The 20,642-nt window shown below is 29.9% G+C and carries 22 protein-coding genes and 1 pseudogene; 20 read left to right on the top strand and 3 right to left on the bottom strand.

Annotated features, from left to right (window positions below; genetic code table 11):
* Window positions 1-23: 23 nt before the first annotated feature.
* Together manA and T473_RS0101005 are read left to right on the top strand one after the other, a co-directional pair.
* Window positions 24-986, top strand: a complete 963-nt coding sequence (manA, locus tag T473_RS0101010) for a mannose-6-phosphate isomerase, class I (RefSeq protein WP_024620226.1) — start codon at window positions 24-26, stop codon at window positions 984-986.
* Window positions 987-1,073: 87 nt separating this feature from the next.
* On the top strand, window positions 1,074-1,436 hold the full coding sequence (locus T473_RS0101005; protein ID WP_024620225.1) for a phage holin family protein: 363 nt from the start codon (window positions 1,074-1,076) through the stop codon (window positions 1,434-1,436).
* A gap of 95 nt (window positions 1,437-1,531) precedes the next feature.
* On the opposite strand, the pseudogene T473_RS15895 reads toward T473_RS0101005, so the two are convergent.
* Window positions 1,532-2,340 (bottom strand): annotated as a pseudogene (locus T473_RS15895) (carbon-nitrogen hydrolase family protein).
* 349 nt (window positions 2,341-2,689) lie between these two features.
* Here T473_RS15895 and T473_RS0100995 point away from each other — a divergent pair.
* The gene (locus T473_RS0100995) at window positions 2,690-3,487 is read left to right on the top strand and encodes a DUF3298 and DUF4163 domain-containing protein (protein ID WP_077065752.1); all 798 of its coding nucleotides are present in this window, start codon (window positions 2,690-2,692) and stop codon (window positions 3,485-3,487) included.
* Between the two features lie 43 nt (window positions 3,488-3,530).
* Here the strand turns inward: T473_RS0100995 and sleC are convergent, their stop codons facing one another.
* Window positions 3,531-4,808, bottom strand: coding sequence for a spore cortex-lytic germination protein SleC (gene sleC, locus T473_RS0100990; protein ID WP_024620223.1), 1,278 nt, complete (start codon window positions 4,806-4,808; stop codon window positions 3,531-3,533).
* A 162-nt stretch (window positions 4,809-4,970) separates the two neighbouring features.
* Here sleC and T473_RS0100985 point away from each other — a divergent pair, with 162 nt between their 5' ends.
* The 8 genes from T473_RS0100985 to T473_RS0100950 all read left to right on the top strand — a co-directional run bounded on the left by T473_RS0100985 (window position 4,971) and on the right by T473_RS0100950 (window position 12,703).
* Complete coding sequence (locus T473_RS0100985) at window positions 4,971-5,768, top strand: PrsW family intramembrane metalloprotease (protein ID WP_024620222.1); 798 nt, start codon at window positions 4,971-4,973, stop codon at window positions 5,766-5,768.
* A 118-nt stretch (window positions 5,769-5,886) separates the two neighbouring features.
* Window positions 5,887-6,426 carry a signal peptidase I gene (gene lepB, locus T473_RS0100980; protein WP_024620221.1) on the top strand — a complete coding sequence of 180 codons (540 nt, stop codon included), beginning with the start codon at window positions 5,887-5,889 and terminating at the stop codon, window positions 6,424-6,426.
* Window positions 6,427-6,496: 70 nt separating this feature from the next.
* Window positions 6,497-7,036 carry a signal peptidase I gene (lepB, locus tag T473_RS0100975; protein ID WP_024620220.1) on the top strand — a complete coding sequence of 180 codons (540 nt, stop codon included), beginning with the start codon at window positions 6,497-6,499 and terminating at the stop codon, window positions 7,034-7,036.
* A 2-nt stretch (window positions 7,037-7,038) separates the two neighbouring features.
* On the top strand, window positions 7,039-7,785 hold the full coding sequence (locus tag T473_RS0100970; RefSeq protein ID WP_024620219.1) for a sugar phosphate isomerase/epimerase family protein: 747 nt from the start codon (window positions 7,039-7,041) through the stop codon (window positions 7,783-7,785).
* Window positions 7,786-7,852: 67 nt separating this feature from the next.
* Window positions 7,853-9,523, top strand: coding sequence for a nucleoside kinase (locus tag T473_RS0100965; protein ID WP_024620218.1), 1,671 nt, complete (start codon window positions 7,853-7,855; stop codon window positions 9,521-9,523).
* 215 nt (window positions 9,524-9,738) lie between these two features.
* A complete protein-coding gene (glsA, locus tag T473_RS0100960) occupies window positions 9,739-10,659 on the top strand; it encodes a glutaminase A (protein WP_024620217.1) in 921 nt (306 codons plus the stop codon).
* 96 nt (window positions 10,660-10,755) lie between these two features.
* Window positions 10,756-11,592 carry a deoxyribonuclease IV gene (locus tag T473_RS0100955; protein ID WP_024620216.1) on the top strand — a complete coding sequence of 279 codons (837 nt, stop codon included), beginning with the start codon at window positions 10,756-10,758 and terminating at the stop codon, window positions 11,590-11,592.
* A 112-nt stretch (window positions 11,593-11,704) separates the two neighbouring features.
* The gene (locus T473_RS0100950) at window positions 11,705-12,703 is read left to right on the top strand and encodes an aldo/keto reductase (RefSeq protein WP_024620215.1); all 999 of its coding nucleotides are present in this window, start codon (window positions 11,705-11,707) and stop codon (window positions 12,701-12,703) included.
* A gap of 30 nt (window positions 12,704-12,733) precedes the next feature.
* Here T473_RS0100950 and T473_RS0100945 read toward each other — a convergent pair whose 3' ends face one another.
* Complete coding sequence (locus tag T473_RS0100945; protein ID WP_024620214.1) at window positions 12,734-13,138, bottom strand: RusA family crossover junction endodeoxyribonuclease; 405 nt, start codon at window positions 13,136-13,138, stop codon at window positions 12,734-12,736.
* A 75-nt stretch (window positions 13,139-13,213) separates the two neighbouring features.
* Between T473_RS0100945 and queG the strand changes: the two genes are divergently transcribed.
* From queG to T473_RS0100905, 9 genes are all read left to right on the top strand, one after another.
* The gene (gene queG, locus T473_RS0100940) at window positions 13,214-14,110 is read left to right on the top strand and encodes a tRNA epoxyqueuosine(34) reductase QueG (protein WP_024620213.1); all 897 of its coding nucleotides are present in this window, start codon (window positions 13,214-13,216) and stop codon (window positions 14,108-14,110) included.
* A gap of 90 nt (window positions 14,111-14,200) precedes the next feature.
* Window positions 14,201-15,892 carry an AAA family ATPase gene (locus T473_RS15890; RefSeq protein ID WP_242825825.1) on the top strand — a complete coding sequence of 564 codons (1,692 nt, stop codon included), beginning with the start codon at window positions 14,201-14,203 and terminating at the stop codon, window positions 15,890-15,892.
* A 23-nt stretch (window positions 15,893-15,915) separates the two neighbouring features.
* A complete protein-coding gene (locus tag T473_RS18960; RefSeq protein WP_242825824.1) occupies window positions 15,916-16,452 on the top strand; it encodes a S16 family serine protease in 537 nt (178 codons plus the stop codon).
* 149 nt (window positions 16,453-16,601) lie between these two features.
* Window positions 16,602-17,252, top strand: a complete 651-nt coding sequence (gene nth / locus T473_RS0100930) for an endonuclease III (protein WP_024620212.1) — start codon at window positions 16,602-16,604, stop codon at window positions 17,250-17,252.
* Between the two features lie 196 nt (window positions 17,253-17,448).
* Window positions 17,449-17,919, top strand: a complete 471-nt coding sequence (gene trmL / locus T473_RS0100925; RefSeq protein ID WP_024620211.1) for a tRNA (uridine(34)/cytosine(34)/5-carboxymethylaminomethyluridine(34)-2'-O)-methyltransferase TrmL — start codon at window positions 17,449-17,451, stop codon at window positions 17,917-17,919.
* 36 nt (window positions 17,920-17,955) lie between these two features.
* Complete coding sequence (locus T473_RS0100920; RefSeq protein ID WP_024620210.1) at window positions 17,956-18,804, top strand: DegV family protein; 849 nt, start codon at window positions 17,956-17,958, stop codon at window positions 18,802-18,804.
* Between the two features lie 133 nt (window positions 18,805-18,937).
* Entirely contained in the window at window positions 18,938-19,693 is a 756-nt protein-coding gene (locus T473_RS0100915) for a DUF6873 family GME fold protein (RefSeq protein WP_024620209.1), read from the top strand.
* Window positions 19,694-19,886: 193 nt separating this feature from the next.
* Window positions 19,887-20,330, top strand: a complete 444-nt coding sequence (locus tag T473_RS0100910) for a DUF2975 domain-containing protein (protein WP_024620208.1) — start codon at window positions 19,887-19,889, stop codon at window positions 20,328-20,330.
* A gap of 11 nt (window positions 20,331-20,341) precedes the next feature.
* Complete coding sequence (locus T473_RS0100905) at window positions 20,342-20,581, top strand: helix-turn-helix domain-containing protein (protein ID WP_024620207.1); 240 nt, start codon at window positions 20,342-20,344, stop codon at window positions 20,579-20,581.
* Window positions 20,582-20,642: the final 61 nt, after the last annotated feature.

The raw sequence follows: 20,642 nt of genomic DNA, 5'->3' as shown, positions 1-20,642 counted from the left end.
ACAGATGTGGAGGACATTTTATAATGGAGATAGTAAAGTTAAAACCTGCCTTTCAGAACTATCTATGGGGAGGAACTAAACTTAAAGAATTATACAATAAAAAAGTGAATTTAGATAAAGTCGCTGAGAGTTGGGAGTTATCAAATCACAAAGATGGGCAGAGTATAGTGGCAAGTGGGACTTACGAAGGACTTAAGTTTGGTGACTATTTGTATAAAATAGGTAGAGAAAGCTTAGGTACAAATTGTGATCAATTTGACGACTTTCCTGTTTTAATCAAATTTATAGATGCAAAGACTTCTCTATCTGTACAAGTTCATCCCGATGATGAATATGCACTGAGAGTAGAGAAAGAGCACGGTAAAACTGAACTATGGTATGTTATGGATTGTGAAGAGGATTCATTTTTATACTATGGGGTAAACAGAGATATATCTAAAGACGAATTTAAGCAGAGAATAGAAAACAATACTGTTTTGGAAGTCTTAAATAAGATATCTGTAAAAAAGGGCGATGTATTCTTTATTGAAGCGGGTACTATACACGCTATAGGTTCAGGAATCGTAATCTGTGAGATACAACAAAATTCAAACAAAACTTATAGAATATACGATTTTGGAAGAGTAGACAGAAATGGAAATACCAGAGAGCTACATATAGATAAGGCTATTGATGTAGTAAAGTTAGAAGAAACTGATGAACATATTAATATTGTAGATAAATTTGAGAAGTTTGAAAACTATACAAAGAGGAGATTATCTTCATGTAAATACTTTACAGTGTTCAAGTATGACGTTTTAACAGAGTGTCTGATAAATGTAGACAAAGATAGTTTTAATTCTGTTATTATACTTGAAGGCGGTGGAAGAGTTGTAAATGATAATATCTCAATAGATTTTACAAAAGGGGATAGCCTTTTTATACCTGCTAATACTGGTGATATAAATATAGAAGGAAACTGTCAATTTATACTTACGAAGATATAAAATAGATCTTAAATAAAGAACAAAGTCACTTCACTTTGAATAAAATATACTATGAATTCATGTGTATTTAAAGGAGGTGATTTTTTTATGCCTGATTTTATTGCATTAATAAATAAATATGTAAGAAGTGAATTACTTGTACTGCTACCGGTACTTTATATATTAGGGAAATTTTTAATAGCAGAAAAGCTGAACCCAAACAAAGTAAACATAATTTTATTGATTATATCAGTTCTGCTCAGTGGGTTATATCTATTTTCTACGCTTAGTATACCAAATTGGAAAGGAGTTTTATTTGCAATATTCACATCCTTTGTCCAAGGTATACTGTTGACTGGGGGTATAGTATTTTGCAATGGTATATTACAACTAACCCCAAAGAAAAATCGCGAGTCAAAGGATTCATACGTAGAGGATGAAAATAATAATAAAAAATTTAACAACAAATAAAAGATAAAAAAATAAAACATAAAAAAATAAAACATAAAATAGAAAGAAACTAGGCTAATATTGAAAATTACTTATAAGTCTAGTTTCTTTTAGTTTTAATAAAGATCTGTTCTTAGATGTTTAAGCAAAGGCAGTTGTTCACGAATACTGCCTATCATTGCTCTATCGATATCTGCGTATAAGATACATTCACTTTCATCAGCCGATGCTATAATATCTCCCCAAGGATCCGAGATTCTAGAGTTGCCATATGCAGTGTAAGAAGCCTCATTATTTCTAGCAGGAGCTGCACCTACAAAGAAAACTTGATTATCTATAGCTCTCATCCTTACTGATAACTCCCAATGGGCAGGGCCGGTAGTCATATTAAATGCAGCTGGCAAGATTATTATCTCAGCTCCCTCTAGGGCCATCATTCTTGAAAGTTCGGGGAATCTAATATCATAGCATATGGCTATACCTATTTTTCCAAGGTCGGTGTCAACAACTGTGACTTTATTTCCAGCTGAAAGGATATCGGATTCTTTAAAGTAGACTTTATCTTTTATATCAATATCAAATAAATGTATTTTTCGGTGTCTTCCTATTAATTCACCGTTTCTATTATAAATATAACAAGTATTGTATATTTTGCCTGAACATAATTCTGGTATACTTCCTGCGACTATGTATATATGGTTTTTTTCGCTACATCTGAAAGAGATTGAGTAGTTTCACCTGGATATTTTTCTGCAAAATTGGGAAAATACTTATTTTCATAAGGACAATTAAACATTTCTGGAAGAATTATTAATTCTGCTCCATTTTTTGAAGAAACATTTACCATGTCTATAGCATGTTCTATATTTTGTTTTTTATTGTCTGTGGTTTTCATCTGACAAACTGCAATTTTATATTTACTCATAATAACCTCTCCTCGAAATTTTATTATGAGGTTATTATAACACATATAATTTTATTTTGATTTTAAAGTAAGAGGGTTTGTAGAAAAAATAAAGAATTTAAAAGAACAAACTAAAATTAGATTAATATAGGATACAGTAATCCATGTAGAGAACATAGCACATTGAAATTTGAAATACATGAACCAGCATATACATTAGATGCACTTGTTTAGTTTTAGATACCGCCAATATCAAGAGAATTAGTTTTTTTTTATAAATATAATTCAAACATATAGTACATACTATCTGTATTTGGAGGTTTGATATGATTTATAAAAAAGTAAGAGAGGCAGAAAATTACATGAATTTATTTTTTTAATTGGATTTTTTATTGTTACAGTTACTGTAATTGTTTATACAAATAAACAACTAAAGTTAGAATCAAATAAAATAGAAGGAAATATAATTGAATCAAATTATGTTGTTAAAGGGAATAATAAAGGGCAAGATTCTGCTAACAAGAGTTCTAAGAGTATAGTAAACAATGAGAGAATAGATAAAACTGATAAATATATCAACAGTGTGTTAAATATACCAAATATTTTAAATGAAAATAAAAAAATTGAAAAAACTATAAATGATAAAATTAAGGGCGATGTAAATTTATTTTTTGAAAAAAATTATAAAGAAGCAAAAGATAATTTTGTAAATAATAATTTAGATGGTGTAAAATTTGAAGCGAATACGGATTATGAAGTAGAAAAAAATACAGATTCTATTTTGAGCTTAAAGATGAGGTATTATAATTACAGTGGAGGAGCTCATGGATTTTATGATGATATTGCATATAATATAGATATTAGAAGTGGGAAATTTTTAGAGCTGTCGGATTTATTTTTAGAGCAAAGTAATTATAAAGACATAATAAATAACGAAATAAAATCTCAAATAAAATCTTTAGAGAGTGAGAATAAAGAAAACGTAGGAATTTATCAGTTTAATACTATAAAAGATAATCAAAAATACTATTTTTATGATAATAACATAGTGCTGTATTTCGATTTATACGATATAGCTCCATACGCTGCAGGAATACCTGAGTTTACTATAAATAGCGATATATTAATGCCGATCGTAAAAAAAGAGTATGTAAATTTGTTTAAATAGTAAAAATGGTATGATACCCGAGAGTTTGGGTACCATACCATTTTTATATAGTAGGATTTAAAGAAGCTATTTTAGTTACAGCTACATATAGCCTTGAGATTTCATACCAAGTTTTGAAGTCTACAATACCATTTTGAGGCAGTCCGAAGATTCCTTGAAATACTTTTACAGCTTCAGCTGTGCTATCACCAAAAATACCATCTTCTTGAACTTTTGGTATAGCTGAATAGCTATTTGCGATTGCATTTATTTGGTTTTGTATAGTTCTGACATATCTACCTGAAGATCCAATTTGAAGAGTATAACCTGGAAAAGATACAGGAACGCCTGTTACAACTGGAGCTTGATCAAAGCTGAGTTCGTCTCCATAAAAATTCCTAAGTATGTTTTCCCAGCTGTAACCTTGATCTCCTAAAGACTTACTTCCCCATTGAGTCATCTGATTTGGGCATTGCGTTCTTTCTCCATCGCAGTACTGAGCAAGAAGCGGCTGTCTAGAAGTAGGTGGTCTTCTAATAAAAGTATTAAAGATATCGTCTACAACTACGCTAATTGTATCAAATATGTTTCTATTATAAACAAATTTATGATCAAAAGCAGTAGAGGTAGTAATTGTAAAAGTGTATCCCTTATTTCTATACCACTCTGTGAAGACTCTGTTTAAAGTAAATGAAATTATAGCTATTACATTTGCATAAATTGTCTGCTCAGGCCAAGTTGAATAAATCTCACAAGAAGCTACATTTTTTATATAATCTTTAAAAGGTATCCAGTAGTTTTCGGCAGTAGTATTTTCTGGAAGCCCATCATGTACTACTATAAACTCTGGAACTACTGGATTATCTAATACTACAAATCCAGTTGGAGGTGGAAGGGGCTTTAAACTGCTCTCAGGTATCTTAGGAGGAAATATTCCGTAAAGAGTATGTTCCTCTATTGGGAATATTAATTCATTTTGTCTTGAGTATGAAAGTTTACTTCTAGTTCTCGGAATCATAGTAATATTCTGTCTGGCTTCGATCGTAGCAAATAATTGGGCACCATCTATCACGACAGTTTCATATCCTTCTACTACTGCCTCTATAATATACTGGCTGTAAGGTCTTATGGTATTAGTAGGATCTAGTGAATATTCCTTATCAGGAGCTGGAAGTATCAAATCTAATACTTGACCTGACTCATTTGTCAATAAATTTTGATACATGGTAGTGCTTGCATTATTTACATCATCTGAAATAGAGTAGATATTAATTGACCCATTTTGTATGGGTCTGTTGTTTGTTGAGTCAATCAAACTGACTGTTAAGTAACTATCCTGCATGTAATCATCCTTTCATAAAAAGTCTTTATTACTATTTATATTCTAAAAAAATAAATATAAAGCTATTTTGTTAAGATATTTGGAGATAATAAATAAATAACAGTAATTTAGTTTGTTTGAGGTTAGAAAATTTAAATTTAAGACAAGATAGAAAGGAAGTTTATGGTATACTATTTGATTTTTTTATCTATTTTACCTATATTAATAGGGATAGTGTGGATATATTCAACGAAAAAATATTCGAAAGAATCTATAATTGCATCGTCAAAGTTTTTTCTAATGGGAGTATTTTTAAGTGTAATTGTAATTTTAGCCGAAGAATTTTTATTAAATGTAAATAATTTCACTGGGTATTCAAATATTATATATATATCTTTTGTAGTAGCTGGTTTAACTGAAGAGGGATTTAAGGCACTTGTATTGATACCTATACTCCTTAAGAAAAAAGAGTTTGCTAAAAGGGTTGATGGGATAACTTATTCAGTGTATTTATCATTAGGATTTGCAACTGTAGAGAATTTGATTTACTTACTTGCAGAAGACCATGATATTGTACTTCAAGTCGCTTTAAACAGAGCTTTTATATCAATACCCGCACATATAATGTTTGCGATAACAATGGGATACTATTTGTCAAAGTACAAGTTCTGTGACTCTAAAAAGAAGAAAAAAAAGTATTTAATTTTATCCGTTTTAGTGCCAATTCTTATGCACGGCACATTTGACTTTATTCTCATGATACAGTATAGATGGGCTATAGTATTATTTTTATTGTATGTTATTATACTTTTAAAGTTTAATTTAGAGAAGTTAGAAAAATATATTGAAAATTCTAAGAAGATATTTATAAGCAATATGAAGAAGCAAAGAAATATTCATATAAAAAAGAAAATGGATGAAAAAAGTGTTAACATTGAGAAGGAAAAATCAAAAATTTATGATGAAACTGAAAAGAAGTAACTAATTTATAGTACATTATTGTATCAATATTATATTATTGGTTTAATATTCTTTGAAAAAGAAGTATAATGTAAATAGTTTGAAACGACAAAAGTAATAGTTTTAGGGAGATGTGCTTATGAGTGAAAATGTAAAAAAAGAAATATTTGAATGGATTAAGGTAATTATAACTGCCTTAATATTGGCATTTGTAATAACTAGATTTATCATACCGTCAAGAGTACAGGGAGAATCGATGTTTCCAACTCTACACGAAAATGATTATCTGATAGTAAATAGAATGACATACAAATTTAGAGAGCCAGAGATGAAGGATATAATAGTATTTAAATCAGAGATACTTCAAGATAACGGCAAGAGTAAAAAAGATTTAGTTAAGAGAATTATTGGAGTTGAAGGAGATCGTATAAAGATACAAGACTCAAAAGTATATGTAAACGATAAATTATTGGATGAGAAAGTATATATTCACGATAATTACACTAGCGGAGATATAGACATTACTGTACCAGAAGGCAAAATATTTGCAATGGGAGATAATAGAGAGCGAAGTTTAGACAGTAGGGCTCAAGAAGTTGGTCTAGTAGATGAAGATTCTGTAATTGGTAAAGTTATGGTAAGACTTTATCCATTCGACCAAATAGGTGGAGTTGAGTAGTTAAGAAGTTAGTCTTATCTGTCGTATATAGTATGAAACGACAAAAGTAATAGTTTTGGGAGATTTGTTTATGAATGAAAATGTAAAAAAAGAGATCTTTGAGTGGGTTAAGGTAATTATAACCGCCTTAATATTGGCATTTGTAATAACTATATTTATTATACCGTCAAGAGTGTATGGAGTCTCAATGTTTCCAACTCTAAACGAAAATGATTATTTGATAGTAAATAGAATGACATACAAATTTAGAGAGCCAGAGATGAAAGATATAATAGTATTCAAATCAGAGATACTTCAAGATGATGGTAAGAGTAAAAAAGATTTAGTTAAGAGGATTATTGGGGTTGAAGGAGATCATATAAAGATACAAGATTCAAATGTATATGTAAACAATAAATTATTAGATGAGAAAGTATATATTCACAATAATTATACTAGTGGAGACATAGACATAACTGTACCAAAAGGTAAGATATTTGCAATGGGAGACAATAGAGAGAGAAGTAAAGATAGTAGGGCTCAAGAAGTTGGTCTAGTAGATGAAGACTCTGTTATCGGTAAAGTAATGATAAGACTTTATCCATTCGATAAAATAGGTGGTGTTGAATAGCTATGAAGTTGGGTATTTCGTCACTTGTACAAGATATTGACTTTGCACTAAATTTCTGTGAAAAATACGGTAAAATAGATCACTTAGAGGTTGGCATAGATAGTATTGAAGATTGTAAAAAATTATATACGTATATAGATAGAATATACAATTTAGGTTTATCCATAGGTATTCATTTGCCTATGGAATTAAACGCTTGTGAAGAAGTTGAGTATATAAGAAGATCGTGGATACATTTTTTACATAATATAGATAGAGAATTAAAAGATCTAGATGTAGAATACTACAACCTACATTTAGGATATGCAATTACAGGTAGGTTGGGAAAAAATAAAATTAAATATTTAGAGAACTGTATCGATTTTGTAGATAATTTAAATATAGACTCAAAAATAATATTAGAAAATACATATTCAAAAGGTGGAGATATGTCAAATATAGGTACTACTAGCAGTGATTTTGAATATATATTTAAAGGAATAAGAAAAGGTGGAGTATTTTTTTGCTTTGACACCGGACATAATTTAATAAATGAAAGCGATTATATTGAAAAATTAGCAAAAAATATTAAGCTTATCCATCTAAGTGACAATGATGGAGTAGAGGATCTGCATATAGGAATAGGTAAAGGTTTGCTGAGTGATAAGGATATAAAAAAATCAATGGAAGTTGATCCAGAATATTTGATCTTAGAAGTACGAAATGAAGATTTAATATATACTATGGAGAGAATATACTGTTTTATCTAGTTTAGAGTAGATTCTCTTTATGATGTGATTTATATGATATCCAATATTAATGAAAGGATTTGTTTTAATGAAATTAATAACACTTAATATTGATGGAAATAAAAAACAATACAACTTAGAAGAAAATAGTATGGGTATACCACTTAAAGAGATTGCAAAAGATTTTGAAGATAAACACAAAGGTAAGATATGTATTGCAAGTGTAGACAATAAACTTAGAGAGCTGAACTACAACGTGTTTGATGACTGCAAAATAAAGTTTATAGATACTACTGAAGAAGATGGAAAAAGAGTCTATTTCAGAGCGTTATCATTTATACTTGTTATGGCTTGCAAAGAATTATTTGGTGATGGAAAAGTAGTCATAGAGCATTCTCTATCAAAGGGGCTGTACTGTGAAGTTCACATTGGTAGGGATATAAATAAAGTTGATTTAGAAAATATAAAGAGAGTAATGCAAGAAAAAATAGATAAAAACTACGAGATAGAAAAAGTCGAGATGTCTAGAGATGAAGCAATAGAGATATTTAATGAAAATAAGCTCTACTCAAAAGCAGAACTTCTGAAATATAAGGATTACGATAGCACCACTGTGTACAAATGTGGGGATTATATAGATCATTACTATGGTTATATGTTGCCATCAACTGGTGATGTATCTGTATTTAATGTAGAGCTTCACAATAAAGGGCTTATATTATTTGGGCCTAATAAAAATGACAAGACTGTGCCAACAAAGTATGTTTCACAGCCGAAGCTAGCAAATATTTACTATGAAACAGAGCAGTGGTCAAAGCTCTTGGGAATAGATAAAGTAGTGTCATTAAATAGAATAGTTGAAAATAATGAGTACGGTGATGTAATTAGAACGGTTGAAGCACTCCATGAAAAGAAGCTCGCTCAAATAGCAGATGAGATAAGTAAATTTAACAAGAGAATAATACTTATAGCAGCTCCTTCGTCTTCTGGAAAGACTAGTTTTGCAAATAGACTCTCTATACATTTAAAGGTAAATTACCTAAATCCTATTTCTATATCACTGGATAACTATTTCGTAGATAGGGAATTTACACCTTTAGATGAATTTGGAAACTTTGATTTTGAATCTATATATGCAATTGACTTAGATAAGTTCAACTCAGATCTAAAGAAACTTTTAGATGGAGAGGAAATACAGGAGATAAAGTTCGATTTTAAGACAGGAAAAAGAGTAGAGACAAATAAAACTATACAAATAGATAAAAACCAACCAATAATTTTAGAAGGAATACACGGATTAAATCCGATGTTGACAGAGTCTATAGTTAACGATGAAAAATTTAAGATATATTTAAGTGCTCTAACGCAATTGAACTTAGACAACCACAACAGAATTCCTACTACGGACTTGAGACTGATAAGGAGAATAGTCAGAGACCATAATTTTAGAGGTTACAGCGCAGAAAAGACTATACTTCAATGGGAATCTGTGAGAAGGGGAGAGAAGAAGAATATTTTCCCTTATCAAGAGGAAGCAGATATTATTTTTAATTCAGCATGTGTTTATGAGCTGTCGATTTTAAAAGGTTTTGTAAAACCGTTATTAGAAGAAATAGAGACTTCGAGTGAAGCCTATATAGAATCTAATAGGTTACTTAATTTTTTACAGTATTTTGTTGAACTAGAGGATGTATCAGATATTCCTTCAACTTCAATACTTAGAGAGTTTATAGGCGGAAGTAAAATAGTAGAAGAATAGAGATATTATATAGATTTATAAAATTTTAGAGCGGTTGATTGTTTGTATTTGCATAGCAAATGTTAAGTGAGAAACTTAAACCTCACTACAGATGATCAATCGCTTTTGTTATTTTCTATATTTAGAGGGAAATATAAAGAGATATTTAGATAAAGGGTATTTATTTAAGTGAATTGATAAAAAATACTATAACTAAGACAAATCGAGGTGTATATATGGAAAAAATTTTAAGAGACATAATTGAGAAAAATAGAAAATATACAGAGTTTGGACATGTTGCAGACTATATACCTGAACTTAAAAAAGCATATAAAGGAGATTTAGGAGTCTGTATTATGGATAAAGATAACAATATCTACACAGCCGGAGATGTAAATAAAAAATTTACTATTCAGAGTATATCAAAGCCTATACTTCTGTCTATGGTTTTAATGGAAAATAACTATGAATATGTAAATACCAAAGTTGGATTTGAGCCAAGTGAAAATCCATTTAACTCAATAGTTAGCATTGGAAATGACATTAAAAAGCCATCTAATCCGATGATAAATTCAGGCGCTTTAGTCATAACCTCAATGATTAAAGGAAATAGCTATGAAGATAAAGAAAAAAGAATGCTAGACTACTTCAGAAAATTTGCTGGAAATGAAACTTTGGATATCAATCAAGATGTATATACATCTGAAAAGCTTACAGGAGATAGAAATAGAGCAATGGCATATCTACTTAAGAGCAGTGGATTTATAGATGGAGATATTGAAGAGATACTGGATCTTTATTTTAAACAATGTTCTATAGAAGCAGATATAAAGGATCTTGCTAGGATGGGTTTGAATTTGTCAACTGATGGGTACAAACATGGAGATGAGGAGTGTCTAATAAGTAAGGATGTAGCCAAAGCTGTTAAAACTGTTATGTTTACATGTGGTATGTACGATGGATCAGGGGAGTTTGCAATTAAAACTGGAATACCAGCAAAATCAGGTGTTGGCGGAGGTATTATGGCATCTGTTCCATGTAAAATAGGGATAGGCGTTTACGGTCCATCTCTTGATGACAAGGGGAATAGTGTAGCAGGGATAAAAGTATTAGAAGATTTATCTAAAGAATTAGATTTAGGGATATTTAAAAACTAGAAGTATTTACAAATAGATATATCTGTAAATTTTGAAAGTATATTAAATTTACAGACACTAAATTTCAAATAAAAAATAAGATAAGTAGGTGTAGTTATGCTTTATATAGGACCACATATTTCAATAGCAAAGGGATTTAAAAAGGCAGCTGAAACTGCAGTAGAGATTGATGCAAATACATTTCAATTTTTTAGTAGAAATCCAAGAGGAGGTAACGCTAAAAAGTTTGATGAAAAAGATATAAGTGAGTTTCAAAAGATTAGAAAGGAACGCGGCTTTGGACCTATTCTAGCTCATGCTCCTTATACTATGAATTTAGCAGGAGTCAAAGATGAAGTTTACGAATTTGCAAATATTGTAATTAAAGAAGATATAGAGAGAATGGATTCGTTAGAAATAGAGTATATGTGTTTTCATCCGGGAAGTCACGTGGGATCTGGTGTTGAGGCTGGGATAGAAAAGATAGTTAAAGCGCTTAATTTAGCTCTTACAGGAGAACAAAATATCACAATACTGCTTGAAACGATGGCTGGGAAAGGAACCGAAATAGGGACAAGCTTTGAGCAAATCAAAGAGATTATAGATCGAGTTGAACACGACGAAAAATTAGGTGTATGCTTAGATACTTGCCATATTTTCTCAGCGGGTTATGATATAGTAAATGATTTAGATGGTGTTATTGATGAATTCGATAGAGTTATAGGCTTAGATAGACTAAAGACTATACACTTTAACGATAGCATGATGCCTTTTGGTAGTAAAAAAGATAGACATGCCCCTATAGGAGAAGGAGAAATTGGAATAGATACTTTTATAAATATTTTAGAACATCCAAAACTAAAAGGTATACCTCTATTTTTAGAGACCCCTTTTGACGATGAAGGGCATAAAAGTGAGATAAAGATGATCAAGGGATTGATAGAAGCTAAGTAAAATAAATATTGTTTGGGCTATACTTAAAATCACTAAAATATTTGTAAATAAAGAATAGAGTTCTATTTTACTGTATAATATACATTAATAAAACTTTGTGGGGGTGTGTATCATGAGAAATTTAGGAAATACTGATATGAAGATTAAAAGAATAGGATTTGGGGGACTTCCAATACAAAGAATCAATCAGGAAGATACTAATAATATTATAAATGAAATAGAAGTATACGGTATAAATTTTATTGATAGCGCTAGAGGGTACACAATTAGTGAAGAGGCAATAGGAAATGCAATTGAAGGCAGAAGAGACAAGTTTTTCATAGCAACAAAGAGCATGGCTAGAGACTACGAAGGTTTGAAAAAAGATATAGAAATAAGTTTGAAAAACTTTAAAACTGATTTTATAGATTTATATCAATTACACAATGTAAAAGCAGAAGAATACGATAAGATTTTTGAAGACAATATGGCTTATAAAGCACTGGTAGAAGCAAAAGAAGAGGGCAAGATAAGATATATAGGCATAACTAGTCACAGCTTAGATACAATTGGAAAAGCAATAGATACGGATTATTTTGCTACAGTGCAATTTCCTTACAATATGGTAGAGATTCAAGCGGACGAAGTTCTTAAAAAAGCTCATGAGAAGGGTATAGGAACAATAGCAATGAAGCCATTGGCTGGTGGAAATTTGGATGATGTAGAACTGGCACTTAAGTACATAATATCTAGAGATCACATTGACATTGCAATACCAGGTATGGATAAAGTTGATCAAGTAGGTAAAAATGTTAAAGCGGCGGATAATCACAAATTAACAGACAAAGATATTAAAAAGATCGAAGAAATTAGAGCTACATTAGGAAATAAATTTTGTAGAAGATGTGAGTACTGTATGCCTTGTACAGTGGGAATCAATATTCCTACAAACTTCTTATTTGAAGGTTATTACACAAGATATAATTTAAAGGATTGGGCAACTGAGAGGTACGAAGGCCAAGAAGTTAAACCAACTGCTTGTATAGAGTGTGGAGTCTGTCAAAGCAGATGTCCTTATGACTTACCGATTATAGATATGTTAAAAAATGTTGTAGAAAAACTTGAAAAATAATCAGTTTAATAAAATAAAAGGACAAATGCCCTATTTCTTTGTTATGTTGTAACTTACATCATACTTAGAAATAGGGTAAAGTTCTATCTCTACACGCGGATTATCCTTATCTATAAAATCAAACATCAATACTGGTTTTAACTGTTTATCATTTTTTATAATACCACTTTTCTCAATTCCATCGCATATACTTTTCGGATAGTTGTGTAGATCTCCCATTCGTTTGTCAGGAAAATACAATTTCAATACAGTAATAATATTTTCTTCAATTGTTTCTCCTTGATATTCCTTGTTTATATACCCAGCAATCATATTTTCATAAGCTAAATATCTAGAATGTTTACCTTTGGAAGGCATCCATGCTTGTCCATTTACATTTTGTAATTTAAAGTTGGATTTACTTATAGGTCTTCCAGGAATAGTTATTTTTATCAAATTTATCACCTTCCTATGCTATATTTATTATAGTGGTGAAGTTAATAAAAATCAAATTTATATAGGGGTAATGTAATGAATAGTGAGAGACTTAAATCAATATGTAACACAATAGGTATCAAAACTGTTGGTGTTGCTGGAGTTGATAAAAGCGAAAACCTTAAAGAATTACTTGAATACAGAGCATTTAACAATTTAAATACAGGTCTTGAAGAATCAGATATTTTAAAGAGAATAGACCCAAAGCTTATAATGGATGATGCAAAATCTATTATAGTGTGCGCTTTTCCATATTATGTTGGGGAATTTGAGAATTCAAATATATCAAAGTACTGTTATGGTTTAGACTACCATATAGTAGTAAGAAATATGTTAAATAATCTGTGCAAAAGAATAAATGATGAAGTTGAGAATTTTGAATACAAGGTATTTGCTGATAATGGACCACTTGTTGATAGATATTTAGCCTATCTTTCAGGGATAGGTTATTATGGTATAAACAATAGTATTATAACTGATGAATTTGGGTCCTATGTGTTTATTGGATACATTGTAAATAATTTTGAATTTGCTGTAGATAAGCCTTTGCTGAAAACTTGTATTAATTGTGGAAAATGCGTAAAATATTGTCCGGGAAATGTTATATTAGGAAATTATAAGATAAATCCAACTAAGTGTTTATCTTATATTACACAAAAAAAAGGGAACTTGTCAGAAGAAGAACAGAATATATTAAAAAAGAGCGATAAAGTATTCGGTTGTGATATTTGCCAAGAAGTATGCCCACACAATAAAGATATAAAGAAGACAAATATCGATGAATTTAATAATAATTTAATAGTAAATTTAAATCGCGGTGATATAAGTGAACTTTCCAATAGGGAATTTAAAAGAAAGTATGGGGACAGAGCATTTAGCTGGAGAGGCAAAGGAATAATAATTAGAAATATGGATATTTTATCAGATGAATAACTTATAGAGAAACTTAATGCCTTCCATTTGCTTAACATTTATATGTTAAAAAACATAACATATTAGAGAAGCAAATAGGGAGGTTGGTTTATGTTAAAATATAATAACACATCCGAAATAAAACCATCTGATGACATTTTAAGTCAGAAAAGAGCAGAAAAAGCTATTGAGCTGGGTTTGAAAGTTGATAATCCTACTTATAATATATATGTTGCTGGCGAACCAGGTTTAGGTAAAAGTAGATATGTCTTGAAGATGATTGAAAAGCAGACACCAGTTGTAAATAAATTTAGAGACTGGTGTTATCTATATAATTTCAAAAATCCTAGAGAGCCTATGATTTCAAAATTTGATCCGGGCAAAGGCAAAGAGTTTAAGGATGATATTGAAGGTTTATTAGAGAATATTTTGGAAGAACTGAATAGTATATTCGACAGTGAAGGTTTTGAATTAGGTAAATCTGAGCTTTTGGAAGAGTACGAAAATAAAAAGGAACATTTGTTAAAAAAGATAAAAAAATATGGTGAGGATATGGGATTTATCCTAAAAAATACTAGCTCAGGAATAGTATTTCTACCAAAACATGAGGAAGAAGAAGAGAATAGTGAAGAGTTTAATGAAGTAGAATTTGAAAAGAATAAGAAAAAGCTTGAAAAGATGTCTTTACAAGTTGTATACAAATTAAAAGAACTAGAGGAATCTTCAGAGAAAGCAGTTTCAAAGCTTGAGAAACAGATTGCTGAATACATTATAAATCCCCTTATAGAATCTCTTAAAGAAAAATATAAAGGTGATAATAGCGTATGTATTTTCTTAGATAATTACAGTAAGGAAATTATAAAGGATATGGATTTAATATATGTAGATGTAGATGCTTCTAAGCCAAAATTAGAAAAAGATTTCTTTAAAAAGTATAAAGTTAATTTATTTATAGATAATTCTGAAATGAAAGATAGTAATTCTAGACCAGTAGTAACAGAATTAAATCCGACTCCATTAAATTTATTTGGTAGAGCTGAATATGATTATTCAAATGGAAATATGAAGACAGATTTTACAAAATTACTTCCAGGATCTATACAAAAGGCAAATGGAGGATATCTAATTTTACATTCAGATCATCTTTTTAGAAATGCAACTTCATGGGAGATGTTAAAGAGAACATTAAGATCACAGTCTATTGAATTAGAGACTCAGACATCGCTTAAACCACAGAGTATGCAACTAGATTTAAAGATAATTTTAATTGGGAATAAGCAGATATACAATACTTTATATAGACATGAACAAGATTTTAAAAGTTACTTTAAAGTTTTAGTAGACTTCGATGATAATATAGAAAATACTGAAGAAAGCGAAGATCTGATAGCTCAGTATATTGCATTAAAATGTAAAGAAAATGACCTAAAACATCTTGAGTATGATGCGGTTTCTGAGGTAATAAAACACTGTATAAAGCTCGTGGGTGATAATGGAAAGATTTCTACTAAACTTGATAAAATAGATGAAATATTAATTGAGTCAGATGCAATTGCAAAAAATTCTGAGTATAAATATATTAAAAAAGATGATATAAATAAAGCTATAAAAAATAAAAAAGATAGAATAAGCAGAATTGAACATAAGATGAATGAATCTGTATCAGAAGAGTTTACATTAATAGAAACTAGTGGATCAAGAGTTGGTGTAATCAATGGGCTATCTGTACTAAATACAGGTGAGTACTCATTTGGAAGACCTTCGAGAATAACAGTTACTACTAGCCAGGAAATAAGGGAATAGTAAATATTGAAAGAGAAGTAGACATGAGTGGATCTATCCACAATAAGGGAATATTGATTTTAGGAGGATATCTATCTGAAAACTTTGCTCAAGATTTTGTACTTTCGATAAATGCATATATATGTTTTGAGCAAAATTATGGAGGGGTTGACGGTGATAGTGCTTCATCTGCTGAGCTTTATGCACTCCTTTCGTCACTTAGCGATATACCTATAAAACAAAATTTAGCAGTAACAGGATCTATAAACCAAAAAGGAGATATACAAGTTGTCGGAGGAATAAGTGAAAAGGTGGAAGGTTTTTACACAATCTGTAAAATTAAGGGATTAGTAGAGGGCCAAGGAGTGATTATTCCAAAACAAAACTTTAAAAATCTTGTACTCTCAGATGAATTAAACGAAGAAATAAAATTAGGTAGATTTAAGATTCATACAGTAGAGAGGGTTGAAGAGGCATTTGAGATATTGACTGATACAAAGTTTGATAAAGTCAAAGAAAAAGTAAAGAATAAACTTCAAAGCTTTAGCAAAATTCAAACTAAGCCTAAGGAAAAAAATTAAATCTCATTTAAAATACTAATTAAACATAAATTATCTAGTATTTATTGTATAATAAAAAGCAAAGACTTATATAGTTTTTGCTTTTTATGTTTGATATATGTATTTTAAGGTATTTTATATGTGAATGGTAAAAATGGAGATGATTATATATGAAAAAAAGAACGAAAAATAAAAAAGATGTAAATACGATATTAGATAAATTAGAAGAGCTATACCCAGATGCTGAATGTGAGTTAAACTACACTACAGCATTTGAGCTTTTAATAGCAACAATACTTTCTGCTCAATGTACTGATGTTAGGGTAAACAAGGTGACAGCTGAAATGTTTAAAAAATATAATACGCCAGAAGCATTTGCAAAACTTAACTTAGAAGAGATTAGTGAAGAAATAAAGACTTGTGGTCTTTACAAAAGTAAATCACAGAAAATAAAAGATACTTCTATACAAATATGTGAAAACTACAGTGGTGAAGTTCCAGAAACTCTAGAAGAATTAATTAAACTTCCAGGGGTAGGGAGAAAGACTGCAGGAGTAGTTTTAAGCAATGCTTTTGGACAACCAGCTATAGCAGTCGATACTCATGTTTTTAGAGTCGCTAATAGAATTGGTATTGTAGATGAGCCGACTCCTGAGAAGACAGAGTTTGCACTTATGAAGGCTATTCCAAAAGAAAGATGGTCAAAGTCGCATCATACAATAATTTTTCACGGAAGAAGAATATGTAAAGCTAGAAAACCAGAATGTGAAGAATGCAATATAACTGAGTACTGTAATTTCTACAAAGAAATTAATAAGTAATAAAAATAGATGACGAAATTAAAGAAATAAATAGTTAATGGTGAACTTTAAATTAAGTTTTATTTTTAGTGGAGGATTTTTCTGTTATAATATTACTAGTTGAAATTTTTGATATAGGAATAAACACTATTAAAGATTTCCTACATGAACTTATATATTATATATTAATTAATTGTTTTATTATTTAGGAGGAAGAATGTCATTAAATATAGTTTTAGTTGAACCAGAAATACCACAAAATACAGGAAACATAATTAGAACTTGTGCTGCAACAGGTTCTACGCTTCATTTAATCAAACCACTTGGATTTTCTTTAGATGATAAACACTTAAAGCGCTCTGGACTTGACTATTGGGATATAGCTAATATACAATATTACAATAGCTTTGAAGAATTACAGGCTAAATTCCCAGAAGGAAAATTTTTCTTTTCGACAACAAAAGCTGATAAAAACCACTCAGAAGTTGATTATGAGGATGAGTGTTTTATAGTGTTTGGCAAAGAAACAAAAGGATTACCAGAGTCTTTGTTGAAAGAAAATAAAGAGGGATGTATAAGAGTTCCTATGCTAAATATAGAAAAAGCGAGATCTCTTAATTTATCAAATGCAGTTGCTATTGTAGCTTACGAAGCACTTAGACAATTAGGGTATCCAGATTTAAGATAATTTAAATTATAAATTCGTTTAGAAAGGAGATATCAAATGAGCAACATTAAAATAATATGTGATAGTTTATCCGATGTTCCAGATGATATACTTAAAAAATATGACATAGATCTTATGCCACTAACGGTTATCTTAGATGGACATGAGTATAGAGATCGAGTAGATATAACAGGTGATGAATTTTACAAAAAACTTAGGGAAAAAGACACTTATGCGAAGACTTCTCAAATTACCTATGCACAATTTAAAGAAGTCTTTGAAAAATATATAGAAGAAGGAAAAGACATTCTTTATATAGCTGGTTCGGCTGCAGCTACAGGTACATACCAAAGCGCAATAATGGCAAAAGGGGATTTAGAAGGCAATATATACGCATTTGATTCCAACTCTGTATCTTTTGGGGCAGGTATTTTAGTAAAAGAAGCAGGTAGACTTTTATCTGAAGGTAAAAGTATTGAAGAAATAATATCAGCACTAGAAATCTTACGTGATGAAACTTTTGTTATTTTCTCTGTAGATACATTAGATCATCTACAAAAGGGAGGAAGAATTTCTTCTACAAAAGCTTCAATAGGTAATATTTTAAGCATTAAACCAATACTTGAAGTTAAAGATGGACTTGTTTCTCAAGCATCTCAAGTTAGAGGAAAGAAAAACGTCATTTCTAAAATTTTAGAGATAATAGAAGAAAATTGTGGAAGCGATCTATCAGACCAAGTTGTTAATATAGGATACAGCGATGATATTAAGGAAAAAGAACAACTTACAAAAATGTTAACAGAGAAATTTAATCCAAAAGAAATAATGTTCTTCCAAATAGGATCTTGTATAGGGGCGCATTCAGGCCCAGGAGTTACTGGGGTTATATGTAAGAGAGCCAAATAATGAAAATTATATAATTAAAAGATGGATGATATACAGCTTTTAGGCATTTTATTTAGATGCGTTATTTGCAATGTATCATCTTTTTTATTTAAATTTTAGATAATACTTTTGAGATGGGGGGAAGGATTAGAAGATGAAGTTTACAAAAAAGCCTTTTGTAGTTGAGGGTACTTTGGCTTTAGCATTAGTCGATAAGAGATTGCCCAAAAGTATGGAAGAAGATTTATCGAGAAGAAATATTGAGTTAATAAAAACAATCGGATGTGATGGAGTAAATGAAAGTATTAACTGCCACCCAGATATTTGTATTTGCAATTTAGGCAATGGCGATATTGTTGTAGAGCCAAGTATGTATAATCGTTATGAAAGTTTACTTAAAAAATACAAATTCAATGTAATTAAAGGTGAAACTAGGCTAAAAGGTAAATATCCACACGATATAGCTTATAATGTAGCTATTGTGGGAGATTATGCTATACATAACTTTAAGCATACTGATAAAAAAATTATAGAGTTTATTGACAATAAGGGACTTAAAAAGATAAATGTAGAGCAGGGTTATACGAAATGCTCAATTTGTATAGTTGACGATAAATCTGTAATTACATCTGATAAGGGGATTTACAATAAGGTCAATGAGACTGAAATAGATTGTTTGTTAATTGAACCAGGCTATATTGAACTTTTTGATATGAATTATGGTTTTATCGGTGGATGTTCGGGACTTATATCAAATGACAAATTAGCTTTCTTTGGAGATGTTAGAAAACATCCTAGCTTCGATGATATTAAGTTATTTTTGGATGGGAAAAATAAAAAAATAGTTGTGCTTGGAAAAGAGGATCTGCTTGATTTAGGTTCGTTGGTACCTATTATGACAAAGGAATGATAATATTTAATTTATTTATTTCTAATCATTGTATTATATATGCATTGAATTTAATTATATACTAATGGTAATACAATGATTAAATATTAAAAAACAATATAAAATTATTGAAAAACAATAAAAAATCTGCTATTATTAACATAACGAATTATGTTGAGGAGATGATATTTGTGAAAACTAGTTTTTTAGAAATATGTTATCAGTAATATTAAACTTTTTCTTGCTATTTATACCAATTGTAGGAGCATTATTATTAATATTCAACCTATACCAACTTTTTACTACTGGATTAAGTATAAGTAAAATTGCTTCATTATTGATCGGTATAATATATTTTATAGGTTCGTTTGTTTTAGTATTGAATTTAGTAAAAATTCTTTATAATATTGACGAAGATCCTTTTGTTAAAGATAATGTGAGAAGACTCAAACTCGTGGGATATATATTAACTGCAAATGCAGTATTTATACTTTTACAGCCGATTAGACAGCAATCTATGATGATGATGTCATTTGGAAACTATGGGCTAACACCAGATAAACTTATATATTTTATTATTGCTTCAGTTTGTTTTGTAATAGCTGAAGTATTTAATAAAGCGATTAAGTTAAAAGAAGAAAATGATTTAACTGTTTAGGAGGAGATATTATGGCAATTTTAGTTAACTTAGATGTAATAATGGCAAAAAGAAAAATATCTCTAAAAGATTTAGCAGAAAAGGTTGATATTACCAATGCTAACTTATCTATACTGAAAACTAATAAAGCCAAAGCTATTAGGTTTTCAACATTGAATGAAATATGTAAGGCTTTAGACTGTCAGCCTGCTGATATACTTGAATATATAGAAGATGAAGAGATTGAGGAAGTTGAAGAAAATTATAAATAACAATTTAAATAGGCCAAACTAACTAAGTAAAAAATCGCTTTTTAGTTTGGCCTATTTTGTA

This window comes from Clostridioides mangenotii TR (genome assembly GCF_000498755.1).
Lineage (GTDB): Bacteria > Bacillota > Clostridia > Peptostreptococcales > Peptostreptococcaceae > Metaclostridioides > Metaclostridioides mangenotii_A.
This window is presented reverse-complemented; position numbering and strand designations above follow the sequence as displayed.